Source organism: Cellulophaga sp. L1A9, from assembly GCF_009797025.1.
GTDB lineage: Bacteria > Bacteroidota > Bacteroidia > Flavobacteriales > Flavobacteriaceae > Cellulophaga.
This window is the reverse complement of sequence record NZ_CP047027.1, coordinates 3,842,382-3,864,871: the sequence shown is the minus strand read 5'-3', so window position 1 is coordinate 3,864,871 and position 22,490 is coordinate 3,842,382. Positions and strand designations below refer to the sequence as shown.

Sequence of the window (22,490 nt, the reverse complement as noted above, 5' to 3'; positions counted from 1 at the left end):
CAACAATGTATAAAAAACATAGGGCGTTTGTGCTAAACAGAAAGGTCTGTGCATATTAATAAAGTCCGCTAAATATAAAATTTGGCGTTTATAGTAGAAAAGATAAAAGCAAAATATTTATATTTAGCTAAGTAATAAACCGAAACGATTGTGCTTATCACCTGCCCTACGTTTCTTATACGGTAACGTTAGCAAAAATTTAAAAAACGAACATTTATGACAATTAAAAACCTACTAAATCTACTTCTTTGTTTAATTCTATTAAGCTGTTCAACAGACGATAATAACTCCGAACCAACTGAAAACATTTTCAATGGAGATATTGTAATCAGTTCTCAAGCAGAAGTTGACTTACTTGAAGCTTACACAAAAATCTCTGGCGATCTAAGAATAGAAACTCTACTTAGTTCAACTGACATTATAAACTTATCAGTATTTAGTGATTTAACTGAAATAGGAGGAGATTTTATATTAGAGAATAATTATGGTGTTATGAATACAGAAAGCTTTTCCAAGGTTCAACTTGTTGGTGGAAGCTTAGAGCTAGTTAATAATGCAATAAAAAATCTAAATGGATTTTTAAATTTGAAAAGTATAGGTTCAAATTTAACTATTAGAAATAATGCTCTTGAAAATATTGATGGACTTGCAAACTTAGTTTCGATTGGAGGAGACTTTAATATCAAACAATCTCAAATTAGTAGTTTAGAAGCATTCAAAAATGTTACATCAACTCTTAAAGGTTTTATTTGGCTGGAAATGGAAAGTCTGCAAAATTTAAATGGATTACCTAAAATTGGATTAACTACAGAATCGATAGTAATTTCACAAACAAAAATTCAAAGTTTAGAGCAATTTTCTGACCTTCAAAAAATAAACGGTTTATTAGAAATTAATAATAATGATAATTTAGAAAACTTAAATGGTTTTCAAAACATAAATTCAATACAAGGGAATCTAAGTGTTAGGGGAAATGATGGCTTACAGAATTTAGATGAAATAAATAATCTGTCAATTTTGAGCGGTGAACTAGATGTTTTCGGCAACATTAATTTAGAAAATATTAATGGCTTATCGAGCCTAAGTTCGGTAGGTGGACAAATAAAGATTTATTTTAATGATATCTTATCCAACTTAGATGGTTTATCAAATATAACTTCAACTAGTGGTCGTCTAGAAGTTGAAAGTAATACAGTTCTAAAAGATTTTTGTGGATTGAATTCCTTATTTAACAATGGGGGAACACTTTTTGCTATAAGTCTAAATGCTTACAATCCAACTGAACAGGATTTTACAGACAGTAATTGCAGTGTTGAATAAATAAAAACTTTTGCTAACAATACCTATAACAAATAGGGCAGTAAATGCTGAATTTAAAGGCCTGTTCGTGTTTGTGAAGTCCGCCAAATCTTTTGATTTGGCTTTTAAAAAATGAAGGATAAAAAGAAATAAAAAGCTTTGGCTACGAGCGCAAACGGAAACGAAAAGTTTCCTTGCCTGCCCTACTTGCCATAGCCTAACCGTTACCACACATTGCCTAAAATAGGTCTAAGCTGCACGGTAAATTGCAAAGTCATCGGGTTCGGCCTAGATCCCTGGCAGGATTCATATTTCCACCGAAAAGAGCGTTAAGAATCAAATGCTGTTTGAGCGATAGCGAGTTCATTTGATTTAGCGAATAAGGATGTGAAATATATCCGAAGGGTCAAGCCTTGATTTTTTTGGTTCGTTTTTTTATCAAGAAAAAAATGAATAAACAAATACCTAAATCTTTCTGAAATTGCAATAAACTAATAATCAGTACACTACAACAAATTTATTTTCATATTACCTTGGAAAGGAGTAACTTGAGAAAGTCGTGCAAGCGAGGAGCGCTTAAGCACAGAATGAACAAGTTACTCCCTACCCCTTAATTTGAACATCGATTTTTAGCAGATTTCTACGGTAATTATACCATACTTCAAAAGGAATTTAGCTAGTTTACCTAAGCCGAAATTCTTACTCAAACGCAACTGTTACGGTCGGATTTTAGCCTGTTTATGCGCAAAAGAATTCTACACTCAAAACTAAATAGTAATCGCCAATCTTTACGGAAAATAAAAGCGGAAAAGCGTTACGTAGTCGTATGTTAGAATAAAAAACGTGTGGTAACAAACCCTATAAGTAATGCGGAGGTTTGGTGTTTAATTAAATCGTTTGTGTATATTTACTATGTCGCCAAACCAGTTTGATTAGACATTTAGAACGAAATAAAATTAAACGCAAATAAAATGCTTTGGCTAAGTGCTTAAAGGTAAGTTAAACGCAAGTTTGCTTCCGCACTACTCATAGCCTGAACGTTGTAGGTAAGCTAAAAAAACCGCAGGAAATAAATTAAAATTATGGATAATGACTCTTTTAGTGGACTTTCGTGGATGACGGAAAAAATGAAAGCTGAAATTCGGAAAAGAGATAAAATTGTACGAGATGAAGATATTGAAAGCTTATTTTTATTAGATGACAATTCTGATTTTTCAATTGCGTTATATGAAATTCTTGTAAATAGACACGAAAAAAATCCAAATTCGCTAAACTCAGTACAACTGAATTTATTTTTGTGTATGCATTTGGAAAATGCTGGTCAAGCGGATAGTATTTTAACTTTTTTACAAGAATGGTTTCCTAAACAGAAAAGACAAGTAATAAAATCACTGGGTGAAATTGGAGCGCCTAAATCTGCCGAAATTATAGAGCAAGCGATTGCATTACTTCCAGAAAATGATAGTTGGTTTTTTGAAAGTTCTGACGAAAATTCGGAAAGATTAATGACGGAATTTGACAGCGAATTTTCGAGTTACCCAGACGGACCAAAGAAAGACTTATATCGTGAATATGCACAAAAAAACAGAAACGAACTATAGAAAAGCCTACCTACAACACTATATATAGCAAATTGGGCGATTAGTTTTTAATCCAAAGGCTGTTGCCTATTTACAAAGTCGCCAAATCTTTTGATTTGGTATTAAATGAGAAAAATTAAAACAAAATAAAAAGATTTGGCTTGTGGCTAAACCGATAATAATCGTTTATTTATTGCCCAACATGCCATATATTTAACGTTGGCAACAAGCTGTGAAAATCCGTTAATTCAAGAAAAATGATGACTGAATTGATAATTTTGTATCTTTGATAAAAAGCTTAATAAAATGAATTTAGAAGCTCGAAAAATAGAATTTGTTCAGGAATTTTTAAAACTTCAAAGTGAAGAAGCTGTTTCTCGTCTTGAAAAAATATTGAGAAAAGAAAAAAATGCTTCTGACGAGCCGATATTTGAATCTATGACCGAAGATGAATTGAATAAACGAATTGACCAATCAGAATCTGATTTCCGAAACAATCGATTTAAAAACAGTTCTGAACTTTTAGCCAAATACGAATAATGGTCTTGAAAATTATTTGGTCTGAATTCGCTGAAACTCAACTTGACGAAATCTACGAATATTACGAAAAGAAAGCAAGTCCTAGAATTGCAAAAAAACTTCTGAAAGGAATTATCAACGAACCAAAAAAGTTGATAAAGACACCTCAAATTGGACAAGAAGAGGAATTACTAAAACAAAGAGAAATTCATTATAGATATTTAGTTTACAAAAACTACAAACTGATTTATTCTGTTGATACGGAAAACGGATTTATAAAAATTGCTGACGTTTTTGATACTCGACAGAATCCACCGAAACTCAAACGGACAAAATAAAAGCCAGTTGCCAACACCGCCTATAGTTTACTGCTTGGTAGTTTTTCCTTCGGAAAAACTACGCAAACGTGAATGGTCAGTTTTTATTTACTAAATTTATTGCTTAACCAACGCAGCAAACCATAGCCAAAAACGTTAGCACAAAGTCATCCAAAGTGGAAATTTGGGATCCACTCAAAGCTGTTTACATATAAAAATAGCTGAATTTTTTTTTCAAACTAAAACCTATTTTAAACGCTAAAATCACGCAAACAATTTAGGGGTTTTGCCAGTTTTCATAAACATAACAAAAACTTACTCATACTCAGTCCGATTTAAAACTCAAAAGCTTTAGGACTTTAGCTCGTTTATGCAATAGGATTTAAATGCTTACTCCTACGTAATCGGAATTCTCACTCTTAAGCAGGCGGATTTACAAAGCTGTGCGGTAAAGCAGAAGTTCAAAACTGGTTCGTAGTAGAACGTATAAAAAAACAATGTGCTAACAATACCTATGAAGTAATACGGGGTATGGTGTTTAATTTAATGTTTTGTGTATATTTACTATGTCCGCAAAATCTTTCCGATTTTGCTCTGGCAACAAAAAAATAAATCAAAACCAGCCTCGTCGGCAGGCAGGCAAAAAGCTTTTGCTAAGTGATAAGGCGGAAACAAATAGGTTTCCTCGCCTCCGCACTACTCATAGCTTAAGCGTTGTACATAATGCCAAAAAAAATGAAATTTATATTCTTATTGACATTAATTTTATTTAATATTTCTTGTAAAGAGAGTCCTAAAACCAAAAACTCTAATTTAAAAATAGATGTGATTTCTAAAAAAACTGCACCTATTATTGATGATAAATTAGACTTTAAAAAAGACACTATTATAAATAGCTATGACGAACTCGCTAATACTCAAAATAGAGAGAAATATACTGTTTCGGAATATAATACTGATGATAAAGAAATAGAAAACATAAAGCGTCCTAGTAAATCAATCGTTCGAAATCTTGAAATTGATACAACTAATGCTTTTGGAATTTGGACTTTAGACCCAGACGGCCCACACGCTGATTTTTTACTTGACAAAAACTCTTTTTATATCGTTGATTATGATGGTGATGGTGCAATGCCATATATTTTAGATAAAAATGAGATTACTGTATTTTATAATGACTTTATTCAAAAAGGAATCATTAACTCTTCAAATAAGGACACTCTGAAAATTAAATGGAAAGATTATAAAGAGGAAACTACTTATGTGAAATTCCCACAGTAAAACACTATGTACAACACTATATATAGCAAATAGGGCGGCTTATTGTTTATTCGAAAAGCCTTTGTTTGTTTGCTAGGTCGCCAAATCTTTTGATTTGGCTTTATGATAAAAAAGATAAATCAAAATACAAAAGTTTGGCTTAGTGCTTAACCGAAAATAAGCGTTTATTTTCCGCCCTAAATGCCATATATTTAACGTTGGCAATAATTAAAAAAAATAGAAATAATGATAATTTTTGGATTAAGAAGCTTAAAATTAAAATCATATTCTTTTGAAGAAATAGGAATAGCTAATGAAAATTCTCCTAAATCAAGAGTTGAATATAGACAGAAATATTTTCATCTTTTTTTCATTCCTTTCTTTCCTGTTAAGAAATTTTTCGCTTTAAGAAAAGAAGATGGTAAGCTTTATGATTTAAATTATAGTTTAACTTATAAAATAGAAGATGCAATTAAAGACAAACCAAAAACACCTTGGTATTCGTTCCTAGTATTTATTTTGATTTTTATTATGTATTTTTCAATCTTCTGTAACCTTCAATATAAGAGTTTTAAAGATAAACAATCTGACATAAAAAATTATGAGAAAAAAGCTCTTCAAAACAAAAAGGAATTAAATAATTTAAATACAAATTATTTAATAAAATTAACTCCTTCTAATTCTCCATATTATATGTATAAGACTGATAGATTCCCTTTAAAAGTTGAAAAAATAAATGGAGATAGTATATTATTAAAAAAATTGTTTCCTAATAAATTAAAATATTCAAGTAATAAAAATCTTCTAGAATACTACTTTATAAATAAAAATTTAGTGGATTCTATTTGGATAAAAAAGGAAACACTAAAAAGCACAATATATCTTGATTACGATAAAGTTTATGAGAGTGAAAAAGAAGTGGGATTAGATTTTTTTAATGAAAACAAAAAATATATTATTAGTGATATTGAAAGTATTGAAGGTAGAATAGTTTTACAATTTATTGAAAACAAATTTAATAAAGAGGAAATATCAATAACTTTAATTAATTATGGTGAACCTTGTGAAATCATAAAAATAGAAAATGTATTTGATAATTATATGTTTCCTAATAATATTAAATGGTCTAATCAATTACCTCAGTATTTAAAAAGTAATAATGCTATTGGCGAAAAATTCTATTTAAAAGGTCCAAACCCAAATAACGGGAAATATTCATATAACATTATTATTCATCTAAAAACTATAGATAATAAGATATATAAATTCCAAATAAAAAAAGAAATTCCAAAAGAGGAATCTCGTCCAGAGATAAAAATCATAAAATAAAAACTATTGCCAACAAAGAACTGAGGTAAAAAACAAGTAAATTCTTCCTTAATCTGAGACACTATTATTCTAGGCTCATAAATTCAAAAAACAGATTCTTGAGCTTTTTTTATTCGGTTTATTCCCTATTTATTTAGGTAATACAGAAACATAAGCTTCATCATAGGGTCTGCCAGATTTTGCGATAGCAAAGGACTGTTTAAGTAGTTTGTTAGCAACTGCTATCAGTGCCAGTTTCTTGCTCTTCCCTTTATTCACGATTCGCTCATATACCTCTCTGCATGCCTTGTTGTGTTTACAGGCATTGAAAGAACATAGAAACAATAAATTACGAAGCTTTCTATACCGACCTTACTTATTCTCGCTCGACCTCTTACACTGCTCCCAGACTCTCGTATCGTTGGGGTTATACCTACATAACTACAAAGCTGTGATGCCGTTTCGAACTTACTGAAACCATCAGTGACCACTATTAGGAACAATGCGGTCTTTTGCCCTATGCCAGGTATTGACGTCAACAGGGTCAATTGCTCTTGTTGGTCCTCTTTCACTAATGATAGAATCTTTGATTCGATTGCCGTTACTTCTTTATTGAGCTGCTTCTTGTTGCGTATCAACGAACGATAAACAAACTTTGAGGGTATACCTAAAACCGCTTCCCCATGTATTTTGTTCTTGGTTGCCGTTCGTTGTTTTAAATAGGTATCCAATAACCGGAACAACTGTAGACACTCACTCTGGGTATCCGTCAAAGCATTGTAAATAGGAACCTCGTTGATCAGGGCATATTCACATATAGCCTTGGCATCGCTCTTGTCCGTTTTTACCTTGGCCAGTTTCATTTGAATGAACCGCTTTATCGATAATGGATTTACTACTGAAACTACTACTCCATTCTTGTAAAGAAACTGTGCAAGTCTGTAATGATAATAACCGGTAGCTTCCATAACGACCAATGAACTTTTGGGTAATTCCTTAAGGAATTTCTTAAATCCAATTTCATCATTCTTATACTGGTCGTGACCTTGGTTACTACCATGTACATCAAAGACATCTTTACTGATGTCAACTCCAAAAGTTTCTTTATATTTATTCATAAGAAATGTTTTATGAAAGAACTAGCTACTTCTGCTCACAACAACTTGAAAACGAGATCTAAAGTCTCACACCTGTCTGCCGACAGGCAGGGAACTGAACGTGATTTAAGTAGTAAAAGAGAGAGGATTATCAATGTTGTCGAAGTCTAAAGCTTCACCGTGTATACTAACCTTAATTCTCTCTTTTGTTCTTTCTAGTTATAGCAACAATTTACTAAGAATCAAACTTAAGCCGTATATAATTTATTACTAGTTCTAGCCTACTTACGAAAGTCCTCGCGGACTTTCTTGGTCAGTAATTATTTACTAAATTAGGTGCTTGAAACACGCAACAAACCATATACAACAACGTTATCTCTAATTTTGATCAATAGTCAAAATTTAGTTTAAACGCAATACAGAAGTACATATTTTTAAGGATATACATTAATTACAGGTTAGTATTTCTTTAAGTAAATATTCTAAAAAAACATAAACTTACGTTAAAACAGAACTAATCCGTTTACTCCGCACTTACAATAACCCATTTTTTTAAACTTACGTCAGTATTAGAAATAAGCTCTAATGTTAAAGTACGTGACATATATATACCAGCAACAGCACTTATGGCACCTGCAGCAAGGCAAAGATTATTGTTACCATCTGGTCTAAACTCGCCGCTTTCATCATGATAAATAAACTTCTGCTCAGATGAGTTAGGGTCACTATCAACTAGGCTTAAAGTCATTCCTTCCACGGGACCTCCAGTCATTTCAACACAGAAATCAACATATTCTGCTGAACAAATTTGATTTGTTTCTTCATTATAATAAAATTGAACATCACCACCATCTGGTTTACAAGAATGCGCATGAAGATTTTCAGCGAAGCCATTGCCTTGCGTGTCAATACACCATCCTAATTCATCTTGTTCATCAAGGTTATCTGCAAGGTGAATAAGTGGTGCCGGAGTTTGAATAATAGGAGCATTCAACTCAATCAATACTTCAGGTTCACTTTCTTCATCCTTTTTACAACTCATAATAACAATAAAAAGCATAAGTATGCCTATACTTTTTATTGTTATTGAAAATGTTCTTACCATTTTACTCTGTTTTTTATTTTTTTTCATCAAATTGATTTCTTTAGATTTATACTTACGATTAAAATTTTATTTAGTTAAGATTTTTTTTGAATAGTAAAATAGAAGAACGCTTCAAAATATTAGACCCAACAAGATTAAACTAATTAATAGGTCTAAAGAAAAGTGTATAAAGCGAGCCTGTTCCACCAATTCCTACACCACCACCAAAATTTACTGCAAAAGAACCGTCTCCTTTTATATCTCCTACATAAGATATGGAACGTGCAAAACGATCATCTGAGCCAAGAACCAAATCAAAACCACCTTCCGTTGCACTAATTTTATCAAATGTTTTTACGGTCTTATCTTCATTTAGATATAGGATATACCCGTTACCTTCATTTTGCTGATTGGCTCCCGTAACTAAATCTGTTATCCCATCACCATCAATATCACCAGCTGCGCACATAGCATGCCCAAACTGCGCACCAAAAGTACCATTGGGGTTCTCTTCTAAATCAAGTGTTTCCGTAAAACCATTTAATCCTTCTGTTATTTTAATTTTAGAAACTACATTTAATGTTGTTACATCCAATGAAAGTATCCAGATTGCACCTTTACCACCGTCGGACAAAAATGCCCCTACAGCCATCTCTATAGCCCCATCATTATCTAAATCCCCAAGCATAGCAACTTCCCTTCCTCCAAATTCATCGCCATCTTGCAATCCTTCACCAAAATTGCCTTGTGTAGAACTAATGGTTACCGTACTTTCATTAAGAACTTCAGAACTATCATTTAAAAACAATATATCAATAGCGCCCCTATTTGAACCACCATCATCCGATACTGGGTCGCATGCTACTAAATCAATTCGATTATCGTTATTAATATCCCCGATAGCCGTTAAACCTTGAGCGTTTATATTTTCATTTTTTACATAGCTTTTTACTTTTCCATTCGTATCCAAGTGAATAATATACAATGAGTTATTGGGACTCGTTGGTGCGGAAACTGCAATATCAGGAATACCATCATCATTGTAATCCCCCACACCAGCAACACCGTAACCAAAGAAATTTCCGGCATTTAAAGTTTCATCAAAATTACCTTCTTCTGTGGATATTTTTTGATTAGATGATACAGAACCATCACTATTCATAAACAAAATATATACTGCTCCGGCATCAACCCCACCATCATCATCTGATCGCGCGCCAATAACATAATCTATTACACCATCCCCATTCACATCACCTATGGCATCATGGTCTCTCGCAAACCTGTCTCCAGCATCCAAATCAGCATCAAGCCCTCCCAAACCATTCTCTATCTTTACAAAGCTTTCTGCTTGATAAAACATTGCATCGTCATCAATTACTTCATCATCAATAATTTCTTCAGTACTATTATCGCTACTATTGCAACTAAAAAAAGTAAATGCAATTAAAATTATACTTAAAAGTAAATTGCTTTTTTTGGATTTAATAAACATCAATATCATGTAAAATTATTTTATGTTCTTTATTCTAAGACTTTGATCAACACAAAAGGTTTAATTTGGTCATTTAATAAAATGAGAATTATTATAATCTAATTAGAAAGAAAAACTGTTGCCAACACAAGTAACCGTTGCACAACTCCATAATTTATAAAATAATGGCCTTTATAACCGCCTTTTAAGGCGGTTTCATTTTTCAATTAGTCAAGTAATTGGTTATTTTTGAGGTGCTTAAACATGAGTTTTTTACAGCATATAAGGTCTTTTTTAGAAGAATGAACAAAGACCCCATTCCTGCTCCACTTTTTACGTGTTTTTGAGTGAATTTCAGGTACTCCTGCCTGCCGGCAGGCAGGTCTTCAGATTATAGGCTATTGCTGATAGGTGCATCACCTTATTGGCTTGTTTTAAGCCTAGCGTATTTATTTTCCGTAAGCCCATAAACTGCGTTAAAGTACCAAATACGGGTTCAACTGTACTTTGGCGTTTGCCTTTCATGTATCTGCCCTGTGGACTGTGTACCCTAGCATTATTACGTTCATATTCTTCTCGGTAATACGTTACACTAAACTTCTTTTCTTGGGCACTTTTCCCTAGACAACTACTGCGCATTGGGCAAGCAACACAAACATGTTTTCGTGCCCTATATTCTTTCTTCTTTGTTCCCGTTCTATAATCATTAAACGCTTTGGTAAAGGGATAATCTTTCCTTGGGCACTGATAATAATCTTCTTCCCTATTATAAATAAAACCATCCGGTCCACCTTTATAGGTCCCATGTGGAGGAATAAAACTTTTAAGTCCTTTTTGCTCTAAATAAGCATAGTTCTCGCCACTACTGTAGCCAGTGTCCGCAACACAATTTTCCCAAAACAGACCCTGTTGCCACAAACGCTTATGTAAACGTTCTACTATATCTGGCAATTGTTGATTGTCCTTCCATCAGCATGATACGCCCGAATGTCGGTGATGACATGACTAGCCGTATCCACACTTAACTGACTCAAGTAATTTAGCTTCCGAGCCTTGCCAGGCTTTACACTAATCCGAGCATCTGGATCAGTAGGACTATAATGGGTTTTATTACTGGTATACTTCGAGCCTTTGTTTCCTGACCCTGGTCGTTGGTCTTGATCTGTACTCCATTTCTTATTTCTGCTTTGGATAGCACCTAGTTCTTTCTTGCTCGCTGTAACGATACGCTGACCTCTATCTGACTTATCGCCTTTGCTTTTACGATGCGGTGTTTCTTTGTCCATAGAACTAAACACACGAACCTTTCGCAAATGTGCTTGCAAATCTTCTTCAGGTACTTTAAGCTCCAAAGTATCCATACTTGCATTCGCTTTTATAGGGGCAGAATCAATAGCTTGGGTATGACCACTCACCATTCCCTTTTCTATACACATACTAAGTACTTTAGTGAAAACTTCTTCAAATACTGACTCAGGAAACAACTGACGAGTCCTACTTATCGTACTGTGCCAAGGAAGCTCCTCGTCTAAATCGTAATCAATGAAATAGAGAATATCTAATCGCATAGAACAATGCTGTATTAATTTACGGTCACTGATAATATTCTCTAAATAACCAACTAAACACAACTTGAAAAACACTACCGGATCTATACTCTTCTGGCCGCTATCGCCATAGTAACTCTTGGTTTGAACATAGAGAAAATTTAAATCTAATACACCTTTTAATAAACGATAAAAATTGTCTTGAGGAACTCGTTCGCTTAAGCGAAAACTATTAAAAAGCTTTTCTTGATATGTTTTTTTGCCTTGCATCCTTAAAGTTAAGAAATCAATCAATAATTTACTTTAACGATATGTCAATTAATTGCTAACTTGTGCAACAGGCACAAAGTATATAATTTATTGCTAGTTTTAGTTTAATTAAGAAAAATAGAACTAATTTACCTTTTAGTTTTTATTAATTAAATTAGCTATTTAAACACGCAACAAACCATATACTAACCGTTGTGTGTAATTACACTGCTCCTGCCTCCATTCAATAACTTAATGCTACAAATCTAAGTTTATAGGTTTTTAAAATAAAAGTAAAAAATTGGAATATCTTAAAAAGCACATAAATAATATTGTTTCTTTAAATGAAGAAGAATGGAATGTTTTAAAAAATGGTATTCAAGAAATATCATGCGCAAAAGGAGATTTAATTTTATCCGAAGGGGATGAATGTGATTTTATTGGCATCATCAAAACAGGTCTTTTTCGTTTTTATACGACAAAAGAGGGCAATGAAAAAACAAATGAATTTTGGTTTCCCATGGATTATTTTTCAGATTACCGAAGTTACCTTACGAATACCCCTTCTAATTTTAATATTGAAGCGATGAGTCCTGGAACTATTTGGAAATTAAAGAGAACTTATATGTATAAACTTTATGAGGAATCTGTTAATTTTAATAAGCTAGGAAGAATAGTGTCAGAACAGCTTTTTTTAAAAAAGGCCTTACGTTTGGACGGTTTTTTAAAAGACTCTCCTAAAGAGCGTTATCTTCAACTTTTAATTAAAGACCCAAATATTCTTCAAGCTGTTCCGCAGTATATGATTGCTTCGTATTTAGGTATTACGCCAGAATCTTTAAGTAGAATACGAAAACGCATATAGTTTTATTGACGAAAGTCAATCATTTTAAGTCCAAATTGATCTTATTTTTACGTCAAATTAAATGTTAATTTGATGTCATGAAAAAACCATTAAAATATATTATATCAATTTTGTCCCTAATAATTCTAGTTGCATTATTTATTGGTTGTAAGCTAACTGATTTACGTCCTCAAGGTTATGAGTATCCGAACAATATTGAAAAAGCCAAGTATCTTCTTGAAGAAATGGGAAAGGCACATCAAATTGAAAAGTGGAATGATATTGAGACATACAATGTGATATTTGAGGATGAATTTTATGGCTTCCTAGGTGAAAGAACACATGGGTTTAAAGAACAAAAAATGGAGTTCTCTTTAAATTATATTCCCAAAACCTTTGATGGTCAATTAAAAATCCTGAATGGTAAAGAAAAGAGTGAAATTTGGGGAATTCAATCAGGGAATACATACCGTTTAGATGAAAAAGGTAATCTTAAAGTAGAAGAAAATAAGAATATGAAGTTTTACATTCCTACCTATCAATATTTCATAGAATTTCCGAGTAGAATTCAAGAGGCTACAGCAATTGATTACTTAGGCACCAAAATGATTAATGGTGCAAAAGCAGAAGGAATAATAGCTTCATGGAATACAGTTGAACCTCAAAATGATTTAGACCAATATGTTATTTGGATAGACGCTATCAGCAAAAGAATTATCAAAATAGCCTATACGGTTAGAGATAAATACCGATTTGTTTCTGGTGTAGCTCATTACCAAGATTATAAGGAGTATAATGGAATTATTCTACCCAGCACTATGCCAGTAGAATCGAATCTCCTTAAAAAAGGTTTCCTACATAAGATGTCTATTGTTGATTTTAAAATTAATCAGTTAGACCGTGAATTACTATTACCTATAAAATGATACAGGCTATTTATAAATATAATTTTTACTGCTTGTAAATATTAAAAATTAGCGAATGAAATCCGGTTGTTTAGATTGAATAATATCTATTTAAATATAAACTTTATAAAATAGAATATATGCTACAGGATAATAATACAAGAGTCGCAATAATTGGAGCAGGATGCTCTGGAATTACTGCTATAAAAAATTTAATATAAGCTGGAGTAAAACATGTAGTTTGTTTTGAAAAAGGAAATCAGATTGGAGGGAATTGGGTATTCACAGGTGATGTCTCTCATAGCAGTATTTGTGAAATCACACACTTAATTAGTTCCAAGACGATGTCTCAATATGAAGATTTCCCAATGCCGGAAGACTATCCAGACTATCCTTCTCATACACAGGTATTGGCTTATTTCCAATCTTATGCCCGACATTTTGATCTTGAAAAATATATTCGTTTTAATACAGAAATCAAAAAAGTAATTAAAAAGGAGAATGAAACATGGGAAATCACAAAGGGAGATAGCTCTAGCGAAATATTCGATTATTTAATCGTAGCAAATGGTCATCATGCTGTACTGAGACATCCAGATTTTGCTTCTGATTTTAAGGGAGAATATTTGCATTCGCATGATTTTAAAAATAATTCGCCTTTCAAAGATAAAAGGGTCCTTGTGGTAGGGGTAGGTAATAGCGGATGCGATTATGCTAGTGAAATCAGCAGGGTCGCAGACTATGTGGCGATGAGTATTCGTACACCACAATATATTATTCCCAAGTTTTTAATGGGTAAACCCGTCGATGTTGCTGCTAATATTATTTATAAAATACCAAAATTTATGCGACCATTGGTACAAAGGATCTCCATTGCTATACAACTCGGAAGTTACAAGAGCTATGGTCTTGAAACACCAAAGCATAAATTGCTCGAAGCCCATCCTACGATTAACTCTGAAGTACTTTACAAAATAAAGCATGGGAAAATTTCGCCTAAAAAAGGAATTGAAAAAGTAGAAGAAAAACAAGTAAGGTTCACCGATGGTCAAGTAGAAGAGTTTGATGTTTTATTGGCAGCCACAGGATATAAAATTGTTACGTCTTTCTTTGATAAAGACTTTTTGGATTATTCCGAAGCAGATGAAGTGCCCTTGTATTTGCGTATGTTTCACACAAAGCACCCTTCCTTATTTTTTATTGGCTTATTCCAACCTCAAGGAGCTATATGGCCATGTGCTGATCGACAAGCAAAAATCGCTGCGAATAAAATTATGGGGTGGTATAAAATTCCTAATAATATAGAACAGTTGGCTCTTAAAGATAGTGCTGATATTAATAAGCGATTTTTAAGTAGAAAACGACATACCATTGAGGTCGATTATCATGACTTTATGGACGAATTAAAAAAAGAGATTCCTAAAGATGCTCCTCTATGGAAAGTGGTGTGATATATTAATAAAGACAGCTCCTGAAACAATTGATAGAATATCACGAATAGGACAAACCATAGGTGGATTATAGTTAAGTTACTTGGTTCACTAATATCAACTTATTGTTCATATAGGCTTAAAATTGTATTTTGATTTATAAAAGTAAGCTAGTAAAATATAGACTAAAATGATTAACAGAAAAGTATACCATATAGAAAAGAATAAACTTTCAGTTTTAGAGAGTGGAAATGAACAGAACCCAGTTGTAGTTTTTATACACGGGATACCTGCCTCAGCTGAACTATGGAGAGATACAATGATTAAATTTTCTTCCAAAGGTTATTACTGTTTGGCTCCAGATCTTTCAGGTTATGGAGAGACTGAGATTGAAGATGATGAATATTATAACTTAACAAAATGTTCAGAACTTCTCATTTTGTTTTTTAAACAAAAAGGCTTCACTAACATCAAACTTGTTGCTCATGACATAGGAGGTGGAATTGCTCAGATTTTAATGACAAAAGAAGAAAAATTATTTGATAAAGTTATTTTAAGTAATTGCGTTACAGAAAAAAGCTGGCCAGTTTCTAGCGTGCAAATAATGATTATTGCAAGTAAGCTTGGTCTGTTCTATTGGATAGCAAAATTAGGCTTTCTTAGTTCAAAAATAATGTGTAAAGTAATTTCAAAATCTTTTTATAGAAACGGGATTTCAGAACATGATTTCAAAAGAATATTTTATGATGGGAAATTTAATAAGGACAAAAGTGTAAAGAAATTTCAGAAAATGCTTACATGTTTAGATAATGTTCATACTATGAATAATATGCAAGCTCTTTCAAAAGTGCAGTTACCTGTTGATTTGGTTTGGGCAATGAAAGATAAATTTCAGCCTTGGAATAAAGCTGGAATTACTTTGAATAAAACAATTACAAATAGTGAGGTTTTTAAAATAGAAAACAGTGGACATTTTTTACAAATAGATGCTTTTGAAGATTATGTTCAAATACTGGAAGAACGGTTGTCTTAACTTACACATTACGGTGGAGTAGGAATAGCTTTACGCAGCAAATAAAATTTAATAAAAATGAGTATTAAATCTTTTACTCCAAATAAAGTTTCTTCTATTTCACTCACCTTTTGAAGTAATTCTTTACGTGTATTAATATTTTAGTTTTTGGAAAATTTAAAGATATTAAAAGAGTAATTAGTAATTAAAAACCCGAAATCAAGGCACTAATCTCTTGCCTGAAGTTTCTTATACAGACCGAAATGAAGATTGACGGAAAAACGATTTGGATTACAGGTGCATCATCAGGAATTGGTGAGGCACTAACCTATAATTTAGAAAAAAGAAACTGCAAATTGATTCTTTCTTCACGCAAAGAAGATCAGTTGAATCAGGTAAAGTTAAATTGTAAAAATCAAGAAAATATTAAACTTTTACCATTAGACCTTTGTGATTATGATGGAATGCAGGATAAAGCCAGCAAGGCAATTGCTGCGTTTGGACCTATTGATATATTAATCAATAATGCTGGATTAAGTCAAAGATCACTGATATCTAACACCAATTTTGAAGTTTATAAAAAACTGATAGATGTCAATTACTTGGGCACCGTTGCAATATCTAAAGCATTATTACCTTATTTCATTGAAAATAAAAAAGGAAAATTTGTCATCATAAGTAGTCTTATGGGGAAATTCAGTTCTCCATATCGCTCTGGCTATTGTGGAGCTAAACACGCACTACACGGCTTTTTTGATGCCCTTCGAATGGAGCATGAAAAAGATGGCATCGGTGTTACCATGATTTGCCCTGGATTTATAAACACCAATGTGGCTCAAAATGCTTTAACAGAAGATGGATCTGCACAGAACCAACAAGATGACGCTACGGAAAATGGATTTGATGTGACGGTATTCGGTAAAAAAATGATAAGAGCTATAGAGCGAAATAAATTCGAAGCTTATATCGGTGGTAAAGAAGCGATGGCAACGTATCTGAGAATATTTCCAAAACTACTTCATAGGATTGTACTACGAAGTACTGTTAAATAAACACATTATTTGAAATTAAACCAAAAAATAGTCCTTTGGCTGTTTTATCAATATCTAAATTAGCACCAACATATACTGCTACATCTTTAGCTATTGTTGATTGGGAATGCATATATAAAATTGATAAAAGAATAAACAAAAACTACACACAACAATGGTAACCGTTGCACAACTCCATAATTTATAAAATAATGGCCTTTATAACCGCCTTTTAAGGCGGTTTCATTTTTCAATTAGTTAAGTAACTGGTTATTTTTGAGGTGCTTAAACATGAGTTTTTTAGAGCATATAAGGTCTTTTTTAGAAGAATGAATAAAGACCCCATTCCTGCTCCACTTTTTACGTGTTTTTGAGTGAATTTCAGGTACTCCTGCCTGCCGGCAGGCAGGTCTTCAGATTATAGGCTATTGCTGATAGGTGCATCACCTTATTGGCTTGTTTTAAGCCTAGCGTATTTATTTTCCGTAAGCCCATAAACTGCGTTAAAGTACCAAATACGGGTTCAACTGTACTTTGGCGTTTGCCTTTCATGTATCTGCCCTGTGGACTGTGTACCCTAGCATTATTACGTTCATATTCTTCTCGGTAATACGTTCACTAAACTTCTTTTCTTGGGCACTTTTCCCTAGACAACTACTGCGCATTGGGCAAGCAACACAAACATGTTTTCGTGCCCTATATTCTTTCTTTTTTGTTCCTGTTCTATAATCATTAAACGCTTTAGTAAAGGGGATAATCTTTCCTTGTGGACACTGATAATAATCTTCTTCTCTATTATAAATAAAACCATCCGGACCACCTTTATAGGTCCCATGTGGAGGAATAAAACTTCTAAGTCCTTTCTGCTCTAAATAAGCATAGTTCTCGCCACTACTGTAGCCAGTGTCCGCAACACAATTTTCCCAAAACAGACCCTGTTGCCACAAACGCTTATGTAAACGTTCTACTATATCTGGTAATTGTTGATTGTCTTTTCCATCAGCATGATACGCCCGAATGTCGGTGATGACATGACTAGCCGTATCCACACTTAACTGACTCAAGTAATTTAGCTTCCGAGCCTTGCCAGGCTTTACACTAATCCGAGCATCTGGATCAGTAGGACTATAATGGGTTTTATTACTGGTATACTTCGAGCCTTTGTTTCCTGACCCTGGTCGTTGATCTTGATCTGTACTCCATTTCTTATTTCTGCTTTGGATAGCACCTAGTTCTTTCTTGCTCGCTGTAACGATACGCTGACCTCTATCTGACTTATCGCCTTTGCTTTTACGATGCGGTGTTTCTTTGTCCATAGAACTAAACACACGAACCTTTCGCAAATGTGCTTGCAAATCTTCTTCAGGTACTTTAAGCTCCAAAGTATCCATACTTGCATTCGCTTTTATAGGGGCAGAATCAATAGCTTGTGTATGGCCACTCACCATGCCCTTTTCTATACACATACTAAGTACTTTAGTGAAAACTTCTTCAAATACTGACTCAGGAAACAACTGACGAGTCCTACTTATCGTACTGTGCCAAGGAAGCTCCTCGTCTAAATCGTAATCAATGAAATAGAGAATATCTAATCGCATAGAACAATGCTGTATTAATTTACGGTCACTGATAATATTCTCTAAATAACCAACTAAACACAACTTGAAAAACACTACCGGATCTATACTCTTCTGGCCACTGTCGCCATAGTAACTCTTGGTTTGAACATAGAGAAAATTTAAATCTAATACACCTTTTAATAAACGATAAAAATTGTCTTGAGGAACTCGTTCGCTTAAGCGAAAACTATTAAAAAGCTTTTCTTGATATGTTTTTTTGCCTTGCATCCTTAAAGTTAAGAAATCAATCAATAATTTACTTTAACGATATGTCAATTAATTGCTAACTTGTGCAACAGGCACACCGTATAAAAATAATTGCGGCTTAATAGCTTAATCAAAGGTCCTTGCGTGTTTGTAACGTCTGATTTTCCTTCGGAAAATCCTCGCATACAAACCCGCAACTATTCTTATACATAAACGTTAGCCACAAGTTAAAAAATATCGTTTTTCATAATTATATTATTGTTTATCAATAATTTTATTATATTTGAATAATAATTTATTCGAACATGAAAAACACCATTTTATTTAAATCGCTAGTCGACATTCTTTATTTCCTTCACTTTATTGGATTGATTGGAATAGTATTTATTATACCCTTTGGCATTGTAAATATCAATCAAGTCAATATAAATGTTGAAGATTGGAGTATGTTCTATTGGGCAATTCTAATTTTGAGTTTAATCACTTATGTAATATTTCTAAGAGGATTATATTTTTTAAGAAAAATGGCAAGGTTCTTACTATCAAATAAATATTTCTCGGAAAAAATTATTGGTAATTTAAAAAAATCAGGGAGTCATTTTTTGCTTACTGGAATTATTTCATTTGCACTTTATGCTATTCTGTGGCTAAATAAACTCTATGGAGGTAAATTTGAACTAATTTATGACACCAACTTATTAGTTCCTCTCTTTTTAACGATTATTGGAATGTTTTTTATCATCCAAAGTAACACGCTCAATTTGGCAAAAAATATAAAAGAAGAAAATGAACTAACAGTTTAATTTATGGCTATAATAATAAACCTTGATGTTATGCTAGCCAAACGAAAAATGAAAAGTAAAGAACTCGCAAAAATAATTGGAATTACAACAGCCAATATTTCAATTTTAAAATCAGGAAAGGCTAAGGCTATTCGTTTTTCGACATTAGAATCTATATGTAAAGCTCTTGATTGTCAGCCTGCCGATTTAATGGAATATTCTGATGCTGAATAAAAAACCTGTGGCTAATCGAGTAGACGGCTCCGCCCCTAATTAGGAACGGAGTGCGCCTCTCACACCACCGTACATACGGGTCTCGTATACGGCGGTTAGTAACCCATCTTTCCAATTGCTCTTTACACCAATCAAAACTATTTCTTACTTTATCAAATGGCTACAAATTTTCTAGGGAATCGGTCAACCAATAACGAAAATTAATGCTCCATCTGGCACTTCAGAAAGGATTACTTTCAGTCCTTCCTCACTTGTGAGACCTATGCAGATATGCTGCAACTCGTTTCTCGTGAGTACTATGACCTCTGCTGACTTCTCTACTATACCAACTCGTGGTTATAGAGATCTCCCCAGGTAAGAACATCTTCTTTCTCTCGATCCCTGCCGTATCTACATAACTATCATTTTGGTAATCTTTAGGGCGTTACAATGATGTGGTTGCTTACCCAGATAATTATGCCTCCTATACGGTTCCTGTTCGTCAGTACCGAGTTTTGTAGTCCTGCTTCCTTCAGTCCTAGTCTCACAACTAGCAACCTTGCAGCTTACTAATGGTTCAGGGCGTTACACCTGCCCATAAGGGACTTGCACCCTCTAGATTAATTATTTACCTTTCAGTAAATCAAAAGATGCCCATGCTGGGCACACACAATGTATAAAAAACATAGGGCGTTTGTGCTAAACCGAAAGGTCTGTGAATGTTAAGAAAGTCCGCTAAATATAAAATTTTGGCGTTTATAGTAGATAAGATAAAAGCAAAATATTTATATTTAGCTAAGTAATAAACCGAAACGAAAGTGCTTATCACCTACCCTACGTTTCTTATACTTAACGTTGCCATTAATTTAAAAAACGCAGAAATTGAATGAGAATTAAGGTTTTGAATTACATAATTTTTGGAATAATAACTCTGACTTTAGCAAGTTGCGGAAATAAAACTCAATCGGATTTTGTTTACTCAAAAGCGGATAAAAAAGTAGAAATGGTTTTAGAAAACAATGCGGAATATTTAGTTGTGGGAAAACCGACCAAAGCAAATTTTGTAACGGAAAATATAGACAACCAAAAATTTATGGTTTTCGGAGCAGGAATTATGGTAAATCAAGCCAATAAAAGTGGTTTCCGATTTACAATCACGCCGATTGAAAAAACTCTTGTGGACGGAAAGTTGGAAATACAAGTAACGGAACGAATTGAAAATGGAGAAAATTTCACTCATAAATTTTTATAATCGTGAATAACTCCTGAAAAATGATGCTTACAGAAATGCTGTAGAAAACTATAAACTACACTCTCTGTTTTTCCGCTTCCAGCAGAACCAATAATTGATGCCCCTCGCTTAATATTATTAATTTTGAAACTTCCATGTTTTACTTTGAATTGTACCTGGTATTTATTATTAGCGTCGAAAATGTCATTTTCATTATGAAGAAAAACATATAAAATGGTATTGATAAGCATTAAAGGACAACCAACAAAGAGCAGATGCGAAAACCATGGCGTAAGAAAGTGGTTTGTTTTGAAGAACAGCCACAAACAAACCATAATTAGAATAAGATTTATTGTAAAAGCGTATCGAATCAGTTTAAATGACGCATAAAAAATGATGCTCATTACAAATAACAATACTATCGTAAATGTGAGACCTTGAATTTCCATTTTATATACCTATTGAACCAGATTTAATCGCTAATTCAACACCTTTTTTTAAGTATTTCATCGTTTTTAATGCGAGTTGAACTTGATTTGTTGGAATACTCATTATTGGTACTCCCGATTTTGCAAGCATTTTAAATGCAATTGCTTTTTCACTTGTTGGCAAACCTAATAATGTTGTAAAATACTGTTTTGGATTTTTAATGAAATCCTTTTTCGATTTATAAGATTCTGCATAGTTTCGTTTGTATGCAAACGTTTTGTCGAAGGTTTTTTCTGCTTTTTCAAAGAACGAATCTCTATCAAAACCACGCTTAACCATTTTTCCGTGCATCTCTACTTCTGAAGCTTTATGTATAGATCCTGGGGATAAACTCACAGAATTTGAAACATCTTTTCGACTCACAATAATATGAATATGACTTTGATTACCATCTTTTAGCATCCCTTGAACAATCCGTTTTCCATTTTGTTGATGTGGAGCTTCAGCTTCAAGTTTGGCAATGTGGGATTTCATTTTCTTGATATCCCCCTCTAACTGTTGGTGCTCAATTTTACGAATGTCAGTTTTTAGTTGAAGTATTTTAGTAGCAAAAGGTTGATTTTCTCTTACTTATTTATCAGTACCTTTAAAAGTTCGTTGATGTTCAATTTTTGCAAAATATTTTATGTCGTCTACAGTAACTGGCTTTCCATTAATTTCTCTATTGAATGACGCAGCATAATCATTCATTATAGCACGGGTGTACTTTTTTAAATCTTCATAATTGTTCTGTAATTTTCTCAACTCAAACTGACTTGGACTGATGGTTATAGAATAAAATTTTGGTTCTTTATTTTTGAGTTTTGCAGTATTCCCATCAATTTCTTTTACCACTTCTTCAGGGTCTATGTCGTTGTCGTATTGATTGAAAAAAAACTCTTGATCTTCATGTTCCAATCCTTGATTTTCCTTCTCTAAATAATCCACAAAATCTGCTGAACTTTGCGAATAATTTCCACCTAATTTTTGAGCCGTTATAGTTATATACATATT

The 22,490-nt window shown here is 33.0% G+C and carries 19 protein-coding genes and 3 pseudogenes; 14 read left to right on the top strand and 8 right to left on the bottom strand.

Annotation, left to right across the window (positions count from 1 at the left end; all coding sequences use genetic code 11):
• Positions 1-216 precede the first annotated feature (216 nt).
• The 6 genes from GQR94_RS16960 (at position 217) to GQR94_RS16935 (ending at position 6,304) form a co-directional block, all read left to right on the top strand.
• Positions 217-1,320 carry a hypothetical protein gene (locus tag GQR94_RS16960; RefSeq protein WP_158977321.1) on the top strand — a complete coding sequence of 368 codons (1,104 nt, stop codon included), beginning with the start codon at positions 217-219 and terminating at the stop codon, positions 1,318-1,320.
• 1,061 nt (positions 1,321-2,381) lie between these two features.
• The gene (locus tag GQR94_RS16955; RefSeq protein WP_233268395.1) at positions 2,382-2,900 is read left to right on the top strand and encodes a hypothetical protein; all 519 of its coding nucleotides are present in this window, start codon (positions 2,382-2,384) and stop codon (positions 2,898-2,900) included.
• Between the two features lie 285 nt (positions 2,901-3,185).
• The gene (locus GQR94_RS16950) at positions 3,186-3,419 is read left to right on the top strand and encodes a hypothetical protein (RefSeq protein WP_158973594.1); all 234 of its coding nucleotides are present in this window, start codon (positions 3,186-3,188) and stop codon (positions 3,417-3,419) included.
• Positions 3,419-3,736, top strand: a complete 318-nt coding sequence (locus GQR94_RS16945; RefSeq protein ID WP_158973595.1) for a type II toxin-antitoxin system RelE/ParE family toxin — start codon at positions 3,419-3,421, stop codon at positions 3,734-3,736. The genes GQR94_RS16950 and GQR94_RS16945 overlap by 1 nt, the downstream gene beginning before the upstream one ends.
• A 714-nt stretch (positions 3,737-4,450) precedes the next feature.
• A complete protein-coding gene (locus GQR94_RS16940; RefSeq protein WP_158977318.1) occupies positions 4,451-4,996 on the top strand; it encodes a hypothetical protein in 546 nt (181 codons plus the stop codon).
• A gap of 225 nt (positions 4,997-5,221) precedes the next feature.
• Positions 5,222-6,304 carry a hypothetical protein gene (locus GQR94_RS16935; protein WP_158977315.1) on the top strand — a complete coding sequence of 361 codons (1,083 nt, stop codon included), beginning with the start codon at positions 5,222-5,224 and terminating at the stop codon, positions 6,302-6,304.
• Between the two features lie 129 nt (positions 6,305-6,433).
• Here the strand turns inward: GQR94_RS16935 and GQR94_RS16930 are convergent.
• From GQR94_RS16930 to GQR94_RS22485, 5 genes and pseudogenes are all read right to left on the bottom strand, one after another.
• Positions 6,434-7,401 (bottom strand): annotated as a pseudogene (locus tag GQR94_RS16930) (IS110 family transposase).
• Positions 7,402-7,903: 502 nt separating this feature from the next.
• Positions 7,904-8,485: a hypothetical protein gene (locus GQR94_RS16925; protein WP_158973597.1), complete on the bottom strand. Its 582-nt coding sequence runs from the start codon at positions 8,483-8,485 to the stop codon at positions 7,904-7,906.
• Between the two features lie 139 nt (positions 8,486-8,624).
• Positions 8,625-9,968 carry an integrin alpha gene (locus GQR94_RS16920; protein ID WP_199271487.1) on the bottom strand — a complete coding sequence of 448 codons (1,344 nt, stop codon included), beginning with the start codon at positions 9,966-9,968 and terminating at the stop codon, positions 8,625-8,627.
• A 324-nt stretch (positions 9,969-10,292) separates the two neighbouring features.
• Positions 10,293-10,889: a transposase gene (locus GQR94_RS22490; protein ID WP_233268394.1), complete on the bottom strand. Its 597-nt coding sequence runs from the start codon at positions 10,887-10,889 to the stop codon at positions 10,293-10,295.
• On the bottom strand, positions 10,877-11,755 hold the full coding sequence (locus tag GQR94_RS22485; protein ID WP_199271486.1) for a transposase: 879 nt from the start codon (positions 11,753-11,755) through the stop codon (positions 10,877-10,879). Before GQR94_RS22485 ends, GQR94_RS22490 begins: the two co-directional genes overlap by 13 nt.
• Positions 11,756-12,035: 280 nt before the next feature.
• Between GQR94_RS22485 and GQR94_RS16910 the strand changes: the two genes are divergently transcribed.
• The 5 genes and pseudogenes from GQR94_RS16910 to GQR94_RS16890 all read left to right on the top strand — a co-directional run bounded on the left by GQR94_RS16910 (position 12,036) and on the right by GQR94_RS16890 (position 16,977).
• Positions 12,036-12,599, top strand: a complete 564-nt coding sequence (locus GQR94_RS16910; protein ID WP_158977312.1) for a Crp/Fnr family transcriptional regulator — start codon at positions 12,036-12,038, stop codon at positions 12,597-12,599.
• 77 nt (positions 12,600-12,676) lie between these two features.
• A complete protein-coding gene (locus GQR94_RS16905) occupies positions 12,677-13,504 on the top strand; it encodes a hypothetical protein (RefSeq protein WP_158977310.1) in 828 nt (275 codons plus the stop codon).
• Positions 13,505-13,734: 230 nt separating this feature from the next.
• Positions 13,735-14,934, top strand: a pseudogene (locus GQR94_RS16900) (flavin-containing monooxygenase); the annotation flags it as partial.
• A gap of 169 nt (positions 14,935-15,103) precedes the next feature.
• On the top strand, positions 15,104-15,946 hold the full coding sequence (locus tag GQR94_RS16895) for an alpha/beta fold hydrolase (RefSeq protein ID WP_158977307.1): 843 nt from the start codon (positions 15,104-15,106) through the stop codon (positions 15,944-15,946).
• A gap of 242 nt (positions 15,947-16,188) precedes the next feature.
• The gene (locus tag GQR94_RS16890; RefSeq protein WP_158977305.1) at positions 16,189-16,977 is read left to right on the top strand and encodes an SDR family oxidoreductase; all 789 of its coding nucleotides are present in this window, start codon (positions 16,189-16,191) and stop codon (positions 16,975-16,977) included.
• A gap of 360 nt (positions 16,978-17,337) precedes the next feature.
• Here GQR94_RS16890 and GQR94_RS16885 read toward each other — a convergent pair whose 3' ends face one another.
• Positions 17,338-17,508: a transposase gene (locus GQR94_RS16885; RefSeq protein ID WP_158977302.1), complete on the bottom strand. Its 171-nt coding sequence runs from the start codon at positions 17,506-17,508 to the stop codon at positions 17,338-17,340.
• Positions 17,505-18,803, bottom strand: coding sequence for an IS1182 family transposase (locus GQR94_RS16880; RefSeq protein ID WP_158977299.1), 1,299 nt, complete (start codon positions 18,801-18,803; stop codon positions 17,505-17,507). The genes GQR94_RS16885 and GQR94_RS16880 overlap by 4 nt, the downstream gene beginning before the upstream one ends.
• Before the next feature lie 284 nt (positions 18,804-19,087).
• Here GQR94_RS16880 and GQR94_RS16875 point away from each other — a divergent pair, with 284 nt between their 5' ends.
• From GQR94_RS16875 to GQR94_RS16865, 3 genes are all read left to right on the top strand, one after another.
• Positions 19,088-19,585, top strand: coding sequence for a DUF2975 domain-containing protein (locus GQR94_RS16875; protein ID WP_158977296.1), 498 nt, complete (start codon positions 19,088-19,090; stop codon positions 19,583-19,585).
• A 3-nt stretch (positions 19,586-19,588) separates the two neighbouring features.
• A complete protein-coding gene (locus GQR94_RS16870; protein ID WP_158977293.1) occupies positions 19,589-19,798 on the top strand; it encodes a helix-turn-helix transcriptional regulator in 210 nt (69 codons plus the stop codon).
• A gap of 865 nt (positions 19,799-20,663) precedes the next feature.
• Complete coding sequence (locus tag GQR94_RS16865) at positions 20,664-21,029, top strand: hypothetical protein (RefSeq protein ID WP_158977290.1); 366 nt, start codon at positions 20,664-20,666, stop codon at positions 21,027-21,029.
• 429 nt (positions 21,030-21,458) lie between these two features.
• Here the strand turns inward: GQR94_RS16865 and mobB are convergent.
• Positions 21,459-22,487 (bottom strand): annotated as a pseudogene (gene mobB / locus GQR94_RS16860) (MobB family relaxase).
• Positions 22,488-22,490 lie beyond the last annotated feature (3 nt).